This is a genomic window from Staphylococcus sp. HMSC072E01, assembly GCF_001814125.1.
GTDB classification, from domain to species: domain Bacteria; phylum Bacillota; class Bacilli; order Staphylococcales; family Staphylococcaceae; genus Staphylococcus; species Staphylococcus hominis.
Map to the genome: position 1 here is coordinate 99750 of NZ_KV814987.1, position 20251 is coordinate 120000.

15 protein-coding genes, 1 tRNA gene and 1 other RNA gene are annotated in these 20251 nt (G+C 32.5%); 13 read left to right on the forward strand and 4 right to left on the reverse strand.

The features are described from left to right. The first annotated feature begins 374 nt into the window (after positions 1-374). Entirely contained in the window at positions 375-1364 is a 990-nt protein-coding gene (locus HMPREF2953_RS08450) for a LysM peptidoglycan-binding domain-containing protein (RefSeq protein WP_049335886.1), read from the forward strand. Positions 1365-1593: 229 nt separating this feature from the next. On the opposite strand, the gene HMPREF2953_RS08455 is transcribed toward HMPREF2953_RS08450, so the two are convergent. Further along, positions 1594-1872, reverse strand: a complete 279-nt coding sequence (locus HMPREF2953_RS08455) for a hypothetical protein (protein WP_002454515.1) — start codon at positions 1870-1872, stop codon at positions 1594-1596. Between the two features lie 149 nt (positions 1873-2021). On the opposite strand from HMPREF2953_RS08455, the gene HMPREF2953_RS08460 reads away from it, so the two are divergent. Beyond that, the gene (locus HMPREF2953_RS08460) at positions 2022-2405 is read left to right on the forward strand and encodes an NUDIX hydrolase (protein ID WP_049335887.1); all 384 of its coding nucleotides are present in this window, start codon (positions 2022-2024) and stop codon (positions 2403-2405) included. 66 nt (positions 2406-2471) lie between these two features. Here the strand turns inward: HMPREF2953_RS08460 and HMPREF2953_RS08465 are convergent, their stop codons facing one another. From HMPREF2953_RS08465 to gltC, 3 genes are all read right to left on the reverse strand, one after another. Beyond that, a complete protein-coding gene (locus tag HMPREF2953_RS08465) occupies positions 2472-3278 on the reverse strand; it encodes a YibE/F family protein (RefSeq protein WP_049335888.1) in 807 nt (268 codons plus the stop codon). After that, entirely contained in the window at positions 3275-4396 is a 1122-nt protein-coding gene (locus HMPREF2953_RS08470; protein ID WP_070672843.1) for a YibE/F family protein, read from the reverse strand. Before HMPREF2953_RS08470 ends, HMPREF2953_RS08465 begins: the two co-directional genes overlap by 4 nt. A 116-nt stretch (positions 4397-4512) precedes the next feature. Continuing rightward, the gene (gene gltC, locus HMPREF2953_RS08475) at positions 4513-5409 is read right to left on the reverse strand and encodes a glutamate biosynthesis transcriptional regulator GltC (RefSeq protein ID WP_002454511.1); all 897 of its coding nucleotides are present in this window, start codon (positions 5407-5409) and stop codon (positions 4513-4515) included. A 151-nt stretch (positions 5410-5560) separates the two neighbouring features. On the opposite strand from gltC, the gene gltB reads away from it, so the two are divergent. The 11 genes from gltB to recR all read left to right on the forward strand — a co-directional run bounded on the left by gltB (position 5561) and on the right by recR (position 19812). Next, positions 5561-10069, forward strand: a complete 4509-nt coding sequence (gene gltB / locus HMPREF2953_RS08480; RefSeq protein ID WP_070672845.1) for a glutamate synthase large subunit — start codon at positions 5561-5563, stop codon at positions 10067-10069. A gap of 18 nt (positions 10070-10087) precedes the next feature. Beyond that, entirely contained in the window at positions 10088-11551 is a 1464-nt protein-coding gene (locus tag HMPREF2953_RS08485; protein WP_070672847.1) for a glutamate synthase subunit beta, read from the forward strand. A gap of 58 nt (positions 11552-11609) precedes the next feature. Further along, a tRNA-Ser gene (locus HMPREF2953_RS08490) sits at positions 11610-11702 on the forward strand. 175 nt (positions 11703-11877) lie between these two features. Then, positions 11878-13320 carry a PTS system trehalose-specific EIIBC component gene (gene treP / locus HMPREF2953_RS08495; protein WP_049335892.1) on the forward strand — a complete coding sequence of 481 codons (1443 nt, stop codon included), beginning with the start codon at positions 11878-11880 and terminating at the stop codon, positions 13318-13320. 78 nt (positions 13321-13398) lie between these two features. Continuing rightward, on the forward strand, positions 13399-15036 hold the full coding sequence (gene treC, locus HMPREF2953_RS08500) for an alpha,alpha-phosphotrehalase (RefSeq protein ID WP_070672849.1): 1638 nt from the start codon (positions 13399-13401) through the stop codon (positions 15034-15036). 22 nt (positions 15037-15058) lie between these two features. Continuing rightward, positions 15059-15784 (forward strand): trehalose operon repressor, encoded by a 726-nt coding sequence (gene treR, locus HMPREF2953_RS08505; protein WP_002447948.1) that lies wholly within the window; start codon positions 15059-15061, stop codon positions 15782-15784. 96 nt (positions 15785-15880) lie between these two features. Beyond that, positions 15881-16150: signal recognition particle sRNA large type (ffs, locus tag HMPREF2953_RS08510), an RNA gene on the forward strand. Positions 16151-16463: 313 nt separating this feature from the next. Then, a complete protein-coding gene (locus HMPREF2953_RS08515; protein WP_070672851.1) occupies positions 16464-16982 on the forward strand; it encodes a GNAT family N-acetyltransferase in 519 nt (172 codons plus the stop codon). Positions 16983-17054: 72 nt separating this feature from the next. Further along, complete coding sequence (gene dnaX, locus HMPREF2953_RS08520; protein ID WP_070672854.1) at positions 17055-18764, forward strand: DNA polymerase III subunit gamma/tau; 1710 nt, start codon at positions 17055-17057, stop codon at positions 18762-18764. Positions 18765-18890: 126 nt separating this feature from the next. After that, a complete protein-coding gene (locus HMPREF2953_RS08525) occupies positions 18891-19208 on the forward strand; it encodes a YbaB/EbfC family nucleoid-associated protein (RefSeq protein WP_002447964.1) in 318 nt (105 codons plus the stop codon). Between the two features lie 7 nt (positions 19209-19215). Next, entirely contained in the window at positions 19216-19812 is a 597-nt protein-coding gene (gene recR / locus HMPREF2953_RS08530) for a recombination mediator RecR (RefSeq protein ID WP_002447967.1), read from the forward strand. Positions 19813-20251: the final 439 nt, after the last annotated feature.

The following is a 20251-nucleotide window of genomic DNA, read 5'->3' on the forward strand; positions in this document are numbered from 1 at the left end:
GAGTGGGACAACTAATTCAAAAATGAATGCTGTCCCGCTCTTTTTTTATATCATTTTCAATAGTATAATAAATTTTTGATTAAATATAATCACATTTAAAAAAATTCTTACTTACGTTATGCAATAATTAGACTAAAGAAATCGATTTTTATAAAGTTTTAATTTTATAAGTATCGTACTAAAATTTCATCATTATGTAATCAAATTGAAATGGAATATTATAATGAAATATATTAATTTATATAAGTAGACTACTTGAGTAGAAAAAATTAAAGTTAAAGCACTAGAATTAACGTAATAAAACTAAGCGTTAATACAACAATTGTCATGGGGACATGTCAAAGATAAGCATAAGATTAAGGAGGCGCTTATTTATGAATAAAAAAGTTCTTGCAACAGCAATTATTGGAACTGGGGCATTTAGTACAATATTTGCACATCAAGCAGAAGCAGCAACAACTCACACAGTAAAAAGTGGGGAATCATTATGGTCTATTTCAAATCGCTATGGTATTACAATAGCTAAATTAAAATCATTAAATGGTTTGACATCAAATCTTATTTTTCCAAATCAAGTATTAACAGTTTCAGGCTCTAGTTCATCTCATTCTTATAGTAATAACTCAAGCAGTACATATACAGTAAAAAGTGGAGACAGTTTATCATCAATTGCTAGTCGATATGGTACAACGTACCGCCATATTATGGATTTAAATGGACTTCATAGCTTTTTAATTTTTCCAGGTCAAACATTAACAGTTTCAGGAACAGCACGTTCAAGTAGCCACACCCAAAATAGCTCAAATTCATCTAGTTCTTCAAGCTACTATACTGTTCGTTACGGTGATTCATTATCGAGCATCGCTTGGAAATATAATACGACATATCAAAATATTATGCGTTTAAATGGATTAAATAATTTCTTTATTTACCCGGGTCAAAAATTACGTGTAAGCGGCACAGCATCATCAAGTAGTAATACAAATCGTACAAGTTCATCATCAAATTATTATTATCACACACCGATTTTTAATCATAGAAATTTATATGATTGGGGTCAATGTACATGGCATGTCTTTAATCGTCGTGCTCAAATCGGTAAAGGTATTAGTACATATTGGTGGAATGCAAATAACTGGGACAATGCAGCTGCAAGAGATGGCTATAGAATTGATTATCATCCTACTGTAGGATCAATTGCCCAATCAGATGCTGGCTACTATGGACATGTTGCATTTGTAGAACGCGTCAATAGTAATGGAAGTCTTTTAGTATCTGAAATGAACTTTAGTGCAGGTCCAGGGGTTTTAACATATCGTACAATTCCAGCTTATCAAGTTAGACAATATAAATTTATTCACTAGTAAAAAAACAAAGGAAGTCGGACAGCATTCATTTTGAATCCGTCGTCCTATCTTGGCAACGCATACCCAATTTGCGTTGGACATAGACTTTCTTATTGAAAGTCTTTATGTTAGGAATCTGGAACTAAAATTGAAAAAAGCTTGATACTAGCGTATTTTTACTTCAGTCATCGACTGTCAATATATTAAAAATGCCTAAGACAATTCATTATGTCTTAGGCTCGTTTTTTTATTCGAAGTGATAATCTTCTTTAACTTTTCTAAAGCTTGAAGCTAAGCGTGTCACATTAACAATAAATGAGATAAATGATGTGAATTTACGGAATTTACGTGGGGATCTCATAGAAACTATAAAATCGAACACAGTACCCGCTGTGCTAAGTGCTAGTGATAGATAAACTAGATTTTTATTTTTGGCACTATATTTAATTCCATTATATCCATCCACAATAAATCCTGCTGTACTTACTAAACTAGATAAGCGTGAAAGTTTTGATTGTTTTGCCATCATACAAGACCTCCATAAAAATAAAAACAAATCTGAATGTTATATTACTCATTAAGAATTTGTTCTAAACTTTGTTTTAATGTATGTTAATATCATACTAAATTAAATTATTTTTTTGAAGTGAGAATGTTTTAATAAGGATGAATAGAATGATTAAATGTGTATGTTTAGTGGAAGAAACAGAGGACCAGATTTTACTGGTACAAGTTCGTCACAGAGAAAAATATTATTTTCCTGGTGGGAAAATTGATGAAGGTGAGACGCTTTTAGAAGCTATTCAAAGGGAAATTGAAGAAGAACTACAACTTCATTTTTCTCAAGAAGATTTTACATATATTGGAAAAGTGATTGGTGAAGCCTATCCTCAACCAAATACTTTGACCGAATTAAATGGATTTAAAGTTAATCAAAGTATTAATTGGAATGACGTTCAAATTGATAATGAAGTTACTGATATTCGCTGGTTCAATAAATCTGATACACAATATATCGCACCAGCTGTCATTAAGTGGATCGAAACATTTTCAATATAAATATTGAATAAATAAAACAGTGACATTTGATGCTTTCAATCATTAAATGCCACTGTTTGGTCTTTACTATTCTATTTCTTCGTTTAAGGATGAAGTAGTAGTGTGGTCATCTGTTTGTTTAAGTTGATGATATTTAATTAACCGAGCACTAACCCAAGCCGTGATAGGAATACTTAACGCGACTGCAATGCCACCTAGTAAGATGGAGATAAACTCTTGAGCAAAAATTTTAGAATTTAAAATATGCCCAAATGAATAATGAAGTTGAAAAAACCAAAAGAATAATGTTAATTGTCCACCAAAATAAGCTAAATAAATTGTATTAGCGGAAGTAGCAAGAATTTCTCTGCCAACACGCATACCAGATTGAAATAATTTTTTACGAGAAAGATCAGGGTTTGTTTCATTCAACTCATACATTGGTGAACTTATTGTAATCGTTAAATCTATTACAGCAGCGATGACAGCCAACATAATAGTAAAAACAGAAAATTGTAGCATATTAATATCAATATTCATTGAAAATATATAGGTTTCATCTTGTTGTTCTGTAGCAAAACCTTGTAGATGTCCAAATTTTACAGATAAATAGACACCTATGATAAGAAGGACGGTTGTTACTATAGTTCCGATAAATGCGGCTTGTGTTTTAATATTGTAACTATTTAAAATAAAGAGGTTACAAGCAGCAATTACAAGACAAAAGATAAAGGCTACAAGATAGATTGGCATGCCAAACAGAATGAAAACAATACTAATCATAAGAATAATAAAATTTAAAAATAAAGTGAGATAGGAGATGAGTCCTTTTTTACCGCCAAGCAAAATCATTAAAATAAAAAGTAATAGTGCGAGTAAAAAAATTGTAGTCATCGGCTTACTCCTTTCCACTTAAATATAGTGAACATAAGTCCTATTGTTATAGGAATGGTCAATACAATACCGATACCACCAGTCAGTGCACGGGTGATTTCTAGAGACCAGTTCATAGATATAGTGTAAGTAAATGTATTCGCATTTTTTAAGTAAATTAATACCATGGCTAGACTACCTGATAAATATGAAAATAATAAAATATTGGTCATGGTGCCCATAATATCTTGGCCAATATGACGTCCAGCTAAAGCCCAACGAGACATTGAAATGTTAGGCGTACGCTGGAGAATTTCGTACATTCCACTAGAAATTGTAATTGCTACATCCATTACCGCTCCTAATGTTCCTATAAGAACAGAAGACATAAAGACATCTTTTGGAGGTAGCGTTAAAAAACTCATTGTTTCATATTTGATTCCATTACCACCTGTAAATTGAATTAATAATTCAGTCATCCCTACACATAAAAATGTTCCAGATAAAGTAGCAATTATCGTAACCCAAGTTCGTTTTTGCCAGCCAGTTACTAATACTAATGTAATAATAGTTGATAAAATAATGGCTATACTCATTAATAAAAATAAATTTGTACCTGAAAAAGTATTATGAATGACTATTGAAACAATAATAAACGCGGTGTTAAATAGTAGAGATAGAATTGATTGTAACCCTACATTTTTGCCTACAATTAAAAGTGTCACGATAAATACGCCTACAATTGCCACAGTAAGGCCATCGCGTTTTTTTTCTAGAATAGTAGCATCAGATGGACTTTTTTGTATATGTAACAATACTTTTTCATTTTTAAAAAATTGCTCTGAATCTGCTTGAGATGTTACAAAATGATTATTAACAGTTGTGATATCGTTTTTATATTTACCGTTTAGAATGCGTATAGTTAATCGTTGATTATATGTTGTGTCAGTATTATGATGCTCGTCTGTGACTTTTTGACCATGACTTGTTTCGACATTCGTGATTTTACCAATAGGTATTTGATAAAATGAAGCATTAAAAAATGTAAAAATAAATAATCCAATCATTATTAAAGTAACAATAATAATTAGACGATGAGTGTTTTTAATTTTAGGTATGTGAAGTCTCTTTATATTCATTAAATATAATCCTCTTTTTAATTATATAATTTACCCTTTATCGCAATAAAATGATTATACGCGTGTTCAAAATGATATTCAATTCATATGTTATGGGTTAGTGTTCGTTACAAGACCTAGTGATATGTTGAAACTTTACTTAGCAATGTTTGAATGAGATGAAATAGATTAAAGATATCTACTTTTTTATTGTCTTTTTTAAATACCACACAAAATGAACGTTTTAATTCTGTATGTGCTAAAGAGATATCCTCTACTTGTTCAGATGAATGATCCAACGATATATAATCAGGTAAGAGTAGATGGCCACGACGTTGTTTTAATAGATACTGACCAAGAGACGTTGTACCTAGTGTGTATATAGGTACTTTAATTACAGATTCTAATCGTTTTTTAATAGAATCAGGCAAAACGTGAAGTGTATATAAAGGATTTTTTTCAAATTGTTTAAGCTGTGTTAAGGGTGGATTAAATGTTAAGGCAATAGCATCGTCTTTAGGTACATATAAGTGATATGTTTCTTCATATAAAGATGTAATTGAAAAAGTTGAGTTTGCTTGTAGTTCAGGTGTATTCTCAACAATAGCTATATCAATTTTTCCTGAATTTAAATAGTCTACTATCTGAGTATGATTCATTAAACTAGGTATAATGTGACTATCGTATTCTCTTTCAAACGTTTGAATAATAGGCGTAATCATATGAGAAGCATAGCTTTCTTCAAAACCTAAATTGATATGATGAGCGTTTTTAAGTTGTTCTTGTTGAAAAAGAGCCACTGTTTCATCAAGTTGTTCTAGTATGTGAGTTGCTTGTGTGAGTAACGCTTTACCGTGCGAAGTAAGATATATATTGCGACCTTGTCTATCAAATAATGGAACTTGTAATTCTTTTTCAAGTAAATTGATTTGGCGACTAATTGCAGATTGAGCAATATTAAGTTCCAATGCAGCCTCAGAAATATGTTCACGGCGAGCGACTTCAACAAAGTATCGTAATTGTTTAATTTCCATATTTTACCTCCTTAATATAAGTATATCGTAAAATATTCTAATTATTAGAATGATATCATCTATTTAATATATTGTTCAGATAAATATTTTACATTATATTAATTATTATTAACAGTAAATTTTCTGAAAATTCTCAAAAGGAGTGGGCATCGTGTTTAAAGATAAACTAAAAAGAGGATTATATGATTACCGTGAGGAACATGATGCATGTGGAATCGGTTTTTATGCCAATATGGATAATTTAAGATCTCACGATATTATTGAAAAGTCATTAGAAATGTTGCGTAGATTAGACCATCGAGGCGGTATTGGAGCTGATGGTATTACTGGTGATGGCGCAGGAATTATGACAGAAATTCCCTTCGAATTTTTTAAAAAACATACTCATTTCGACTTACCTAATGAAGGCGAATATGCGGTAGGTCTTTTTTTCTCTAATCAAAAAGTTTTAGATACACAGCATGAAATTGTATTTAATCAATACTTTAACGATGAAGGATTGAAAGTAATTGGTTATAGAGATGTACCTGTAGACACACAAGCATTAGCAGAACATGTTGCTTCTACAATGCCTTATGTACAACAAGTATTTGTAGATTTAAACCAACACGAAACGCCTGTTAAACAGCTTTATTTAGCACGTAAACAAATTGAACAATATGCAGAACGCGAGCATTTAGAATTATATTTTACAAGTTTGTCTCATAAAACGATTGTCTATAAAGGGTGGTTACGTTCAGATCAAATCAAGACGTTATACCTAGACTTAAATAATGAGGATTATCAATCAAAATTAGGACTTGTTCATTCTAGATTTAGTACGAATACGTTCCCTAGTTGGAAACGTGCACATCCTAACCGACTTCTTATGCATAACGGAGAAATTAATACGATTAAAGGTAATGTTAACTGGATGCGTGCCCGTCAACGTCAACTGATTAATACTTTATTTGGTCATGAAAGTGAAAAAATTCAAAATATTGTTGATGAAGATGGAAGCGACTCAGCTATTGTAGATAACGCGTTGGAGTTTTTAAGTTTAGCAATGGAACCTGAAGAAGCGGCGATGTTACTTATACCAGAACCATGGTTATATAATAAATCCAATGATGAACATGTACGTGCATTTTATGAATTTTATAGCTATTTAATGGAACCTTGGGATGGTCCAACAATGATTTCATTCTGTAATGGCGATAAAATTGGCGCATTAACTGATCGAAATGGGTTACGACCAGGACGCTATACAATCACTAAAGATAATTTTATTGTTTTCTCATCTGAAGTGGGTGTGATTGATGTACCAGAAGAAAACGTTGCGTTTAAAGGACAATTGAATCCTGGGAAATTATTGCTCGTTGATTTTAACTCTAATAAAGTCATCGAAAATAACGAACTTAAAACTCATATTGCACATAAATATCCTTATAAAGATTGGATTGATCAATACAAGATTGATTTAGAATTAGACGAAGTTCAATATCAACGTCAATTATTAGATGAAGCAACACTGTTTAAAGTACAAAAGCAGTTTGGCTACACTAAGGAAGATATTCATAAATATATGACAGATTTGGTGGTAGGAAAAAAAGATCCTATTGGTGCAATGGGGTATGATGCACCGCTCGCAGTACTCAATGAACGACCAGAATCATTATTTAACTATTTTAAACAACTGTTTGCTCAAGTAACGAATCCACCTATCGATGCTTATCGTGAAAAGATTGTAACAAGTGAGTTATCTTATCTAGGTAGTGAAGGAAATTTACTTCATCCAGCACCGAATGTCTTAGATCGTATACAACTTACTAAACCAGTTCTTACATTAAATCAATTAGATAAAATTGAACAAAGTAAGTTTAACGTGAAACATTTATCGACCCTGTATCAAGATATTTCACTCGAAGAAGCTCTAAATCATATAGGAGAAGAAGCGGTTCAAGCTACAAAAGAAGGTTATACAATTTTAGTGTTAGATGATAGTGCACTAATCAATACAACTCAGTCGTTACATTATGCTATGCCAATGTTATTAGCTGTAAGTCATATTCATCAATTACTTATTAAAGAAGACTTACGTATGAGTACAAGTATTGTTGCTTTATCAGGTGAAACACGTGAAGTGCATCATGTTGCTTGTTTACTTGGATATGGTGCTAATGCAGTCATTCCATACTTAGCACAACAAACGATTGCTCATTTAACTGATAGTCATCATCTTGAAGGTTCAATTTCTGAAAATGTTGAAACATATACAAATGTTTTATCAGAAGGCGTTATTAAAGTTATGGCTAAAATGGGTATTTCTACCGTTCAAAGTTATCAAGGCGCACAAATATTTGAAGCAGTAGGCTTATCTCAAAATGTTATTGACACTTACTTTACAGGAACACAATCTAAATTATCAGGATTAAGTATTGAACAAATTGATGAAGAAAATAGAAAACGTCAAAGTAATGAAGAAGAATATCTAGCTTCTGGTAGTAATTTCCAATGGCGTCAACAAGGGCAACATCATGTATTTAATCCAACAACGATTCGTTTATTACAACATGCCTGTCGTGAAAATGATTACGAGCAATTTAAAACATTTACTAATGCTGTGCATGACAATAGACACGACCATTTACGTGATTTACTAGAATTTAAATCTCAATCATCAATTCCTATTGAGCAAGTAGAATCTGTAGAATCAATTGTAGGACGCTTTAACACAGGTGCTATGAGTTATGGTTCTATTTCTGAGGAAGCACATCAAACTTTAGCAAAAGCGATGAATAAATTAGGAGGAAAAAGTAATAGCGGTGAAGGAGGAGAAAATCCTAAACGATATGTCATTCAAGAAGATGGCAGTTATTTATCAAGTGCGATTAAACAAGTTGCATCAGGACGATTTGGTGTAACTAGTGAGTATTTACAACACGCTAAAGAATTACAAATTAAAGTAGCTCAAGGTGCAAAACCTGGTGAAGGTGGACAACTTCCTGGCACTAAAGTATATCCTTGGATTGCTGAAACACGTGGATCTACACCAGGTATTGGGCTTATTTCGCCACCACCACACCATGATATTTATTCAATTGAAGATTTAGCGCAATTGATTCACGATTTGAAAAATGCAAATAAAGATGCTGATATTGCTGTTAAACTCGTATCTAAAACAGGTATAGGAACGATTGCTTCAGGGGTAGCTAAAGCATTTGCAGATAAAATTGTAGTCAGTGGTTATGACGGTGGTACTGGTGCATCTCCTAAAACAAGTATTCAACATGCCGGATTACCATGGGAGCTTGGTTTAGCAGAAACACATCAAACATTAAAGTTAAATGATTTACGTAGTCGTGTACGTTTAGAAACAGACGGTAAGTTATTAACAGGTAGAGATGTAGCATTAGCGTGTGCATTAGGAGCAGAAGAATTTGGTTTTGCAACTGCACCTCTTGTTGTTCTCGGATGTATTATGATGAGAGTGTGTCATAATGATACTTGTCCAGTAGGAATAGCAACGCAAAATAAAGATTTACGTGCGCTTTATAGAGGTAAAGCGGATCACGTTGTCAATTTTATGCATTTCATCGCTGAAGAATTAAGAGAAGTTCTCGCAGAACTTGGCTTGAAAACAGTCGAAGAACTAGTAGGACGTACGGACTTATTACAACGTTCTCGTCATATTAATCCTAAATCTAAAGCTGCATCACTTGATATTGAGAAATTACTTCATGCAGTTGATGGACCGAACACAAAAGAAATAGCTCAAAATCATCATTTAGATATTGGATTCGATTTAAATTATTTATATAAAGAGGCAAAACAAAGTATTGAAAATGGGGAAACATTTAAAGGACAATATACAATTAATAACACTCAACGAAATGTTGGTGTAATTACGGGTAGTTATATTACGAAGCAACATGGTAGTAAAGGTTTACCTGAAGAAACGATTATTGCGGAAACGATGGGCCATGCTGGGCAAAGTTTAGGTGCATTTGCTCCTAAAGGACTATTAATACATCATACTGGAGATGCCAATGACTATGTAGGGAAAGGATTATCTGGTGGAACAGTCGTTGTGAAAGCACCAAAGCATGCTCGTGAAAATGAAATTATTGCAGGTAATGTATGCTTCTATGGAGCCTCTAGTGGTAAAGCCTATATTAATGGCAGTGCTGGAGAACGTTTCTGTATTCGTAATAGTGGTGTTGATGTAGTTGTTGAAGGAATTGGAGATCATGGTTTGGAATATATGACAGGTGGACACGTGGTTATACTTGGTGATGTTGGCAAAAACTTTGGCCAAGGTATGAGTGGTGGAGTAAGTTACATCTTCCCAAGTGATATCGAAGCATTTAAAAAAGCGAATCAACTTTCAACATTAGCATTTAAACATGTCCAACATGATGAAGAAAAGCAGTTACTTAAATCAATGTTAGAAGAACATTATCGTTATACAGAAAGTACAAAAGCTAAAGATATCTTAAATCAATTTGAAAATGTCACTGAACATGTCATAAAAGTAATTCCAAAAGATTATGAATTAATGATGCAAAAAATTGAGTTACAACGTCGTCATTTATCAGAAGATAACGAAGCAAAATTAGCTGCATTTTATGATCATCGCACATCGATTGAAAAAGACTTGCAACCAGCTGTGATTTATTAAAGAAAGGAAGGAAAAGTTATGGGTGAGTTTAAAGGGTTTATGAAATATGAGAAACAATCATTAGCAGAATTGTCACTCATTGAACGTTTAGAAGGACACGAAGCATTCCAACAACGATTTTCTAGAGAAGAAGCCTCTGTTCAAGGGGCAAGATGTATGGATTGTGGAACGCCATTTTGTCAAACGGGACTTCCTTTCGGACGAGAAACAATTGGTTGTCCAATAGGAAATTATATACCTGAATGGAATGATTTAGTTTATCATCAAGACTTTAAAGAAGCATACGAACGTCTAAGTGAGACAAATAATTTTCCTGAATTTACAGGACGTATTTGTCCTGCACCATGCGAGCAATCATGTGTTATGAAAATTAATCGTGATTCTGTAGCAATTAAAGGCATCGAACGCACGATTATTGATGAAGCTTATGACAATGGATGGGTAAAACCAAAATATCCAAAAGAACACAAAGACCAGAGCGTGGCAATTGTTGGAAGCGGTCCTGCAGGATTAGCAGCGGCGGAAGAATTAAATCATGTAGGCTATCAAGTTACTGTCTTTGAAAGAGCAGCTGAACCAGGTGGTTTATTAATGTATGGTATTCCAAATATGAAGTTAGACAAAACTGTGGTTCGACGTAGAATTGAAATCATGCGTGAGGCAGGTATTACTTTTAAGACAAATACTAATATCGGTGTAGATATAACACGTGATGAATTAGAAGAACAATTTGATGCGATTGTATTATGTACTGGTGCTCAAAAAGCACGCGACTTACCTTTAGAAGGTAGAATGGGACAAGGTATTCACTTTGCTATGGATTACCTTACTGAGCAAATGCAAGTTTTAAATGGTGAGATTGAAGAAGCTTCAATTACGGCTAAAGATAAAAATGTAATTGTTATAGGAGCAGGGGATACTGGAGCAGACTGCGTAGCAACTGCTTTACGCGAAAATTGTAAATCTATTGTACAGTTTAACAAGTATACAAAAGCACCAGAAGAGATTACATTTGAAAGTAACACGTCTTGGCCTTTAGCGTTACCTGTATTTAAAATGGATTATGCTCATAAAGAATATGAAGCACGATTTGGAAGAGAACCTCGTGCATATGGTGTTCAAACTATGCGATATGATGTAGATACAATGGGTAATATTCGCGGCGTTTATACCCAAATTTTAGAAGAAACACCTGAAGGTATGGTAGTGGTTGATGGTACAGAAAGACACTGGCCAGCAGATTTAGTATTATTATCAATTGGATTTGAAGGAACTGAAACAACAGTACCACGATCATTTGATATTAAAACCAAACAACATAAAATTGTAGCAAATGAGCAGGATTACCGTACAAATCAAGAAAAGGTATTTGCTGCAGGAGATGCACGTCGTGGACAAAGTTTAGTCGTGTGGGCAATTAAAGAAGGCCGAGCTGTAGCTAAATCAGTAGATCAATATCTCAAACAAAAAGTTTTAGCATAATAATATAAAAAGATTGACTTCCAATGAATAATATTATATGATGGTTATTGTGTTCATTGGAGGAATACCCAAGTCCGGCTGAAGGGATCGGTCTTGAAAACCGACAGGGCCTTAACGGGCCGCGGGGGTTCGAATCCCTCTTCCTCCGCCATTATCATTAAAATCCAAGACTAATCAATATAAAGAAGATAAGCACTCAGTAACTTACTGAGTGCTTATTTTTATGTACTAAATTTTAAAAAATTAAATTATTTAATGAAAGCCTTTACACAACTTGTCTAGACAAGTTATACTTTGTTTAAGTTAGAAACAAAGGAGTGGACATCGTGAGTGTAAAAAGAAAAGATGTACAAGATATTGTTCAAGCAATAGGTGGAAAAGAAAACGTAGATATTGCTACTCATTGTGTAACGCGATTACGATTAGTTTTGAAAGATGATAATAAAGTAGATAAGGAAGCTTTATCTAATAATACGCTTGTTAAAGGCCAATTTAAAGCTGACAATCAATATCAAATTGTTATTGGTCCTGGTACAGTAGATGAAGTGTATAAACAGTTTGTAAATGAAACCGGTGTAGAAACTGCATCTAAAGATGAAGCAAAAACTGCCGCTGCAAAAAAAGGGAATCCATTACAACGATTAGTAAAATTATTAGGAGATATTTTTATTCCAATTTTGCCAGCACTAGTAACAGCTGGTTTACTTATGGGGATTAATAATCTTTTAACTATGGAACATTTATTTGGTCCTAAGGCCTTAGTGGAACAACATCATCAATTAGGTGATATTTCTAATATTATTAATGTCATAGCTAGTACAGCATTTATCTTTTTACCAGCTTTAATTGGTTGGAGTAGTATGAAAGTCTTTGGAGGTAGTCCAATTTTAGGATTAGTGTTGGGGTTGATATTAATGCATCCTCAACTTGTTTCACAATATGATATAGCTAAGGGCCAAATTCCTACATGGAATTTATTTGGTTTAGAAATTAAACAACTAAATTACCAAGGGCAAGTCCTTCCGGTACTTATCGCGGCTTATGTACTTTCTTTAATTGAAAAAGCACTTAATAAAGTCGTGCATGATTCAATTAAGATGCTTGTAGTAGGGCCTGTGGCATTATTAATTACAGGATTCCTATCATTTATTATTATTGGGCCTATAGCATTAGGTATCGGAACAGCGATTACAGGTGCTATACAATTTATTTTTGAACATGCGGGTTGGTTAGGGGGCGCAATTTATGGTTTCTTCTATGCACCACTTGTTATTACTGGATTACACCATATGTTCTTAGCAGTGGATTTTCAATTGATGGGCAGTTCTTTAAAGGGAACTTATTTATGGCCAATTGTAGCCATTTCTAATATTTGTCAAGGATCAGCTGCATTTGGTGCATGGTTAATTTATAAACGTCGAAAAATGGCAAAAGAAGAAGGATTAGCATTAACATCTGGCGTTTCTGCTTTCTTAGGTGTCACTGAACCAGCTATGTTTGGAGTGAATTTACCTTTAAAAGTACCGTTTTTTGCTGCTATTTGTACATCAGGTATTTTAGGGGCAGTCATTGGAGCAAACCGAGTACTTGGTAATGTAGGGGTAGGAGGCGTTCCAGCTTTTATTTCAATCCAAAGTAAATATTGGTATATTTATATACCTGTTATCCTATTAGCAATGATTTTGCCAGCAGTATTAACGGTGGTTTTTTCTAAATTCACTAAAGTTAAAGCTAAAGAAATGATAGAAAATCCGGATGATATAAAATGAGACTTAAGAACTTTCATTATAAGATGTGAATAATTAATTATTTTGAAGAATATATTTTTAGATAAAGGTGGCATTAATATGATTCAAAACGATTGGAAAAAATCAGTAGTGTATCAAATTTACCCTAAATCTTTTAATGATACGACTGGAAACGGTAAAGGAGATTTGAATGGTATTATTGAAAAATTAGATTACATAAAGTATTTAGGCGTGGACTATATTTGGCTAACACCTATTTATGAATCTCCAATGAATGATAATGGTTACGATATCAGTGATTATTTTAAAATTAATGAAGAGTTTGGAACGTTAGATGATTTTAAAAAATTGATTTATGAAGCACATCGTCGAGACTTAAAAGTTATGCTAGACATTGTAATTAATCATACGTCTACGGAACATCATTGGTTTAAGGAAGCAATTCGTTCAAAAGATAATCCTTATCGAGACTTTTATTTTTTCAAATCATCAGCAGATGGACCACCAACAAATTGGCAATCTAAATTTGGTGGAAATGCTTGGAAATATGATGAGAAATCAGATGAATACTATCTACACTTATTTGATGTGACACAAGCTGATTTGAATTGGGATAATGAAAAAGTAAGACAAGCACTTTATGAAATGGTAAATTATTGGATTCAATTTGGCGTTGATGGTTTCCGTTTTGACGTAATAAACCTTATTTCTAAAGATGAATTTAAAAATTCAGAAGCTATTGGAAAAGAATTTTACACTGATGGCCCCCGCGTTCACCAATATTTACATGAACTCAACCGTCATACTTTTGGAAATAGAAATATGATGACAGTAGGTGAGATGTCTTCAACGACGATTGACAGTTGTATTAAATATACACGTCCTGAGCGTCAAGAGTTGAATAGTGTATTTAATTTTCATCATTTAAAAGTGGATTATAAAGATGGTGAAAAGTGGACAAATGAAAAATATGATTTTCTTAAATTAAAGAAAATTTTAATGGAATGGCAAGTAGGTATCCATAATGGTGGTGGATGGAATGCTATTTTTTGGTGTAATCATGACCAACCAAGAGTAGTATCACGATTTGGCGATGATACAAATGAATTGAATCGTCAAGCAAGCGCAAAAATGTTAGCTATTACGTTACATATGTTACAAGGGACACCCTATATTTATCAAGGCGAAGAAATTGGCATGACTGACCCTCATTATACATCAATACAAAAATATAGAGATGTAGAATCTCTTAATGCGTATACACATCTAAAAGAAGAAGGAATACCAGAAGAAGAAATCTTGACCATTTTATCCCAAAAATCGCGTGATAATTCACGCACTCCTATACAATGGAATCAAAATAAAAATGCAGGGTTTACATCTGGTACGCCATGGATAGATTTACCTAATAATATAGATGCGATTAATGTTGAAGATGCTATAAGTAATAAAGATTCAATTTTACATGTATATCGTCAACTTATTAAGTTACGTCATTATTATGATATTATTACTTATGGAGATATTGAACCATTGTATATGGATCATCCACAATTGTTTATTTATCGTCGCAACTATAAAAATGATTCTTGGTTAATTATTGCTAACTTTTCAAATGAAACTGTTAGGATTCCAGATGATCTTGATATAGTAGGAGATATTATTATTCAAAGTGGTACAATTCTTGACAACAAGATTTCACCATATGGTGCGATAGTTATTAGTAAGTCATATTAAATGATAGGGTGAAAAATTAAAAATGGGTCAACAAAAATTTGCAGTAATTTATGAAAAATTAAAAAAAGATATTTCTGAGGGAATATACTTACATGGTGAACAACTACCGTCAGAACGTGAGCTTGTAGAAACGTATCACTCATCTCGAGAAACGGTAAGAAAAGCACTTGAATTACTTGCAAATGATGGGATGATTCAAAAAATTAAAGGAAAAGGATCGATAGTTATTCAACAAGATATCACTGAATTTCCTTTTTCAGATTTAATTAGCTTTAAAGAAGTTAAAGAAAAGTTAAACTTAACTCATGAAACACATGTACTTGTAAATGAAATAATAAAGGCGTCTGATGTTCCTTTAGTGAAAGAACAATTGTGTTTAAGAAATAACGATTTATTATGTCATGTAGTAAGAAGTAGAAGTGTGGATGGAAAAGTTAAAATATTAGATGAAGATTATTTTCTAACATCATTAGTTCCTAAAATATCTAATGAGATAGCTAGAAAGTCTATTTATGATTATTTAGAAAAAGAACTTCATTTAAATATTAGCTATTCCAATAAATCAATTACATTTGAACCATTTAAGGATTTTGAATATCAAGTGTTTGGTAAAGTGCACCATCCATATACAGCGACAGTAAGAAGTACCGTTTTTCTTAAAGATACGACGCGATTTCAATATAATGTTTCAAAGCATTTAGCGACAGAGTTTAAGTTTAATGAATTTTCTCGTCGACAAAATAAATAGTAATATTTTTGGATTTGTTTTTAACTTGAATGATTTATAAATAAATATACTATTTTACTTGCAACGTTAATACGTTTTATAGTATTATAAAACTTACCGTGCTAGGTGGGGAGGTAGCGGTTCCCTGTACTCGAAATCCGCTTTATGCGAGACTTAATTCCTTCGTTGAGGGTGTACTTTTGTGAAGTCTGCCCGAAGCACGAGGTGTTTGAAGATTTCGGTCCTATGCAATATGAACCCATGAATCATGTCAGGTCCTGACGGAAGCAGCATTAAGTGGACACTCATATGTGCCGTAGGGTAGCCGAGATTTAGCTATCGACTTCGGTAACGTTTATGATGTACATTCGATTCGAAGGTGCACGGTTATTTAATTTAAAATTAATCATTTCTATAAATAGATATACTTTACGAGTGACTTTAATTTAAAGTCACTCCTTTTTTATATAAACTATAGAAGAACTTAGAATACAGATAAAGACTCTTAAATCATTTAAATAAGTTGGCATCGAACAACTATAAACATCATACTTATATACAAATATTCAAAATAAGCATTTTGAGAAAAAAATGCCCTAAATTATTTTTATAATGAGGGTCATGGGTGTATACACTGATACATTCACTTACTTCATTTAACAGAAATATGATTAGGAACATGTTAATATAGGGGGAAGTTATGCAAGTTTATTTAAGTACTTTAACTGAAATGGATTATATCGAGACTTTAGAAAAACTTGAACAACATTATACTAATAACGAAGGTTTAGATGGTAAATCACATAGTAAAATAATTTCTAATTTAAGAAAACAATCTACATATAATTATGAATTAGAAGTTATTGCCAAAAAAGAAGATGGGGACATTATAGGGCACATCATGCTAAATGAAGTGAATCTCATTGATAATGAAGATACATTTAAAGTATTACAATTATCTTCTTTGATTGTAGCAACACCTTATCGAAACCAAGGTATAGGAAAAGCTTTAGTACAAGCTGTAGAAGAGCGTGCGAAAGCTCATCATTATACTGCTATTATTGTAGATGGTTGTCCTGATTATTTTACAACGTTAGGTTATGCATCAGCGGCGCAACATCATATTATATCGAAAAATGATGATAAGCCTCTTTATGTGAAATTCTTGTGGGATCAATTAAGTGAATATCCACATGGGAAACTAGAATCGATATCATAGAAGTATAAAAAATTAATATATCAAAGATATGGCATGATATAATTGATAAGTAATTGTATTGGAGGTGCGACTGTGAACTATCAAGCTTTATATCGAATGTTTAGACCTCAAAGTTTTAGTGATGTTGTAGGTCAAGAACATGTCACTAAAACTTTGAGAAATGCTATTTCAAAAGGAAAGCAATCTCATGCATATATTTTTAGTGGGCCAAGAGGAACTGGTAAAACAAGTATAGCTAAAGTGTTTGCTAAAGCTATTAACTGTTTAAATCCCCATGATGGTGAACCTTGTAATGAGTGTGCAATATGTAAAGGCATTACACAAGGAACAAATGGTGACGTTATTGAAATTGATGCTGCTAGTAATAACGGTGTTGATGAAATTAGAAATATTAGAGATAAAGTTAAATACGCACCTAGTGAATCAAAATATAAAGTTTATATTATAGATGAAGTTCATATGCTTACAACAGGTGCTTTTAATGCTTTATTAAAAACATTAGAAGAACCCCCAGCACACGCTATTTTTATTTTAGCAACAACAGAACCGCATAAAATACCACCTACGATTATTTCACGTGCACAACGTTTTGATTTTAAAGCGATTAGTACGGAACAGATTGTGGAACGATTACGTTTTGTTGCACAAGAACAATCACTAGATTATGAGGAAGCGGCATTAGAATTTATTGCTAAAGCATCAGAAGGTGGTATGCGTGATGCATTAAGCATTATGGACCAAGCAATTGCTTTTGGAGATGAGCATCTTACATTACAAGATGTATTAGACGTAACGGGTAGTGTAGATGAAACGTCGCTTAATGAATTGTTTAACGATATCGTTAATGGAAATGTAAAAGAAGCATTTTCTCGTTATCATCACTTTGTATCTGAAGGTAAAGAAGTAAATAGACTTATTAATGATATGATTTATTTCGTAAGAGATACAATTATGAATAAAACCATCAATGAACAAACAAGTTACGATGCCTTAACTCAATTTGATTTAGAAACGTTATATTATATGATAGATATTATAAATGATACGCTCGTTTCTATTAGATTTAGTGTGAATCAGAATGTACACTTTGAAGTGTTATTAGTTAAATTAGCTGAAATGGTAAAAACAAATCCTACGAAAGTAGAAAATGTAGCAACAACTCCTGTTGCTACAGAACCTAATAATGAAGTGTTATTACAAAGAATGGAACAACTTGAAAATGAGTTAAAAACTCTAAAAGCACAAGGTATTTCACAGAGTAATAACAAGCACACACAAACAAACACACATTCTAGAAGTAAACGTCAAAGTAAAGCAGCATTTTCTATGACTCAGATAGCTAAAGTGTTAGATGAAGCAAATAAAGAAGATATTCAACTACTCAAAGAACATTGGCAAGAAGTAATTGATTATGCTAAAAGTAATGATAAAAAATCTTTAGTCAGCTTATTGCAAAACTCAATTCCAGTAGCAGCAAGTAGAAAACGTGTATTAATTCAATTTGATGAAGAAATACATTGTGAAATTGTTAATAAAGATGAAGAAAAAAGGAAAAACATTGAAAACGTCGTTTGTAATATCATAGATAAAAATGTTGAAGTAGTAGGTGTCCCTTCAGATCAATGGATGAGAGTAAGAAGCGAGTATATTAATCATAGAAAACAAAATGATCATCATTCTTCTGAAAGTACAAAAGATAATACTAAAGAGGAAACGTCTGATATCGCTCAAAAAGCGAAAGATTTATTTGGTGAAGATACTGTGAATATTATAGATGAATAATAAAATAGGTCAGTTTGTTTACAAAGTAAGTTGAATGAGTCATACATGACAATAAATATAAACGTATGTATAATAAAATATAAATTATAATAAAATTAATGTGAAAATTTAAGGAGGAAATGAATTATGCGCGGTGGCGGAAATATGCAACAAATGATGAAACAAATGCAAAAAATGCAAAAGAAAATGGCACAAGAACAAGAAAAACTTAAAGACGAACGTATTGTAGGAACAGCTGGTGGCGGTATGGTTGCTGTAACTGTAACTGGTCATAAAGAAGTTGTAGATGTAGAAATTAAAGAAGAAGCAGTAGATCCAGATGATATCGAAATGTTACAAGATTTAGTTTTAGCTGCAACAAATGAAGCAATGAATAAAGCAGATAATTTAACACAAGAACGATTAGGTAAACATACTCAAGGCTTAAATATTCCAGGAATGTAGGTTAAGTATGCATTATCCTGAACCGATTTCAAAACTTATAGATAGTTTTATGAAACTGCCAGGCATTGGTCCCAAGACGGCTCAACGTCTGGCTTTTTATACATTAGACATGAAAGAAGACGATGTCGTAAAATTTGCTAAAGCCTTAGTAGATGTTAAGCGAGAACTTACCTATTGTAGTATTTGCGGTCATATTACTGAAAAAGACCCGTGTTACATTTGTGAAGATAAACAAAGGGATCGTTCAATTATTTGTGTGGTTGAAGATGATAAAGATGTTATTGCAATGGAAAAAATGAGAGAGTATAAAGGCCTTTATCATGTATTACATGGATCTATCTCTCCAATGGATGGTATAGGACCTGAAGATATCAATATACCTACACTTATTGATAGATTAAAAGATGAAGAAGTTAAAGAACTTATATTAGCTATGAATCCAAACTTAGAAGGTGAATCGACCGCCATGTATATTTCAAGACTTGTAAAACCTATTGGAATAAAGGTAACACGCCTTGCACAAGGGTTATCAGTTGGTGGCGATTTAGAGTATGCTGATGAAGTAACGCTTTCTAAAGCAATTGCTGGTAGAACCGAAATGTAAATTTTTATGTGCTATTTATAGTAGATTAGTATTGAATAACGAGGATATTTTACCTTCAACAATACTAAATCACACTGTAAATAGCTTTTTTTAAAATTATTTTAAAAAAATGTAAATTTTTAAAAGTTTGTTTTATAGGAGAAGAGCAATGTAAAAAAAGCTATAAACTGAAACAAAACATACTTAATATTAATTATTAACAAATTATTTTATATAACGTTCGTATTTTGTGGATTAGATTCTATCTCTTACCCTTTGTAGTGTAATTTTTACCATTGTACATTTGGAAGAAACCCTGTATAGTATGTATTTGTTGAGCGAAACAAATCAACGAACATTAAAAACACAAAAAAATTAATTAAAAAAGTTGTTGACTTTCATATCGATAGCGAGTATAATTAATTATTGTGTTGAAGAAAATGAACATTGAAAACTGAAT

Bases quoted from the DNA above. Each gene is read 5' to 3' on its own strand.
- treR (WP_002447948.1), top strand. From the start codon at position 15,059: ATGGGTCAACAAAAATTTGCAGTAATTTATGAAAAATTAAAAAAAGAT.
- HMPREF2953_RS08455 (WP_002454515.1), bottom strand. From the start codon at position 1,872: ATGGCAAAACAATCAAAACTTTCACGCTTATCTAGTTTAGTAAGTACA.
- HMPREF2953_RS08485 (WP_070672847.1), top strand. From the start codon at position 10,088: ATGGGTGAGTTTAAAGGGTTTATGAAATATGAGAAACAATCATTAGCA.
- gltC (WP_002454511.1), bottom strand. From the start codon at position 5,409: ATGGAAATTAAACAATTACGATACTTTGTTGAAGTCGCTCGCCGTGAA.
- recR (WP_002447967.1), top strand. From the start codon at position 19,216: ATGCATTATCCTGAACCGATTTCAAAACTTATAGATAGTTTTATGAAA.
- HMPREF2953_RS08470 (WP_070672843.1), bottom strand. From the start codon at position 4,396: ATGAATATAAAGAGACTTCACATACCTAAAATTAAAAACACTCATCGT.
- treC (WP_070672849.1), top strand. From the start codon at position 13,399: ATGATTCAAAACGATTGGAAAAAATCAGTAGTGTATCAAATTTACCCT.
- HMPREF2953_RS08525 (WP_002447964.1), top strand. From the start codon at position 18,891: ATGCGCGGTGGCGGAAATATGCAACAAATGATGAAACAAATGCAAAAA.
- HMPREF2953_RS08450 (WP_049335886.1), top strand. From the start codon at position 375: ATGAATAAAAAAGTTCTTGCAACAGCAATTATTGGAACTGGGGCATTT.
- HMPREF2953_RS08515 (WP_070672851.1), top strand. From the start codon at position 16,464: ATGCAAGTTTATTTAAGTACTTTAACTGAAATGGATTATATCGAGACT.
- HMPREF2953_RS08465 (WP_049335888.1), bottom strand. From the start codon at position 3,278: ATGACTACAATTTTTTTACTCGCACTATTACTTTTTATTTTAATGATT.
- HMPREF2953_RS08460 (WP_049335887.1), top strand. From the start codon at position 2,022: ATGATTAAATGTGTATGTTTAGTGGAAGAAACAGAGGACCAGATTTTA.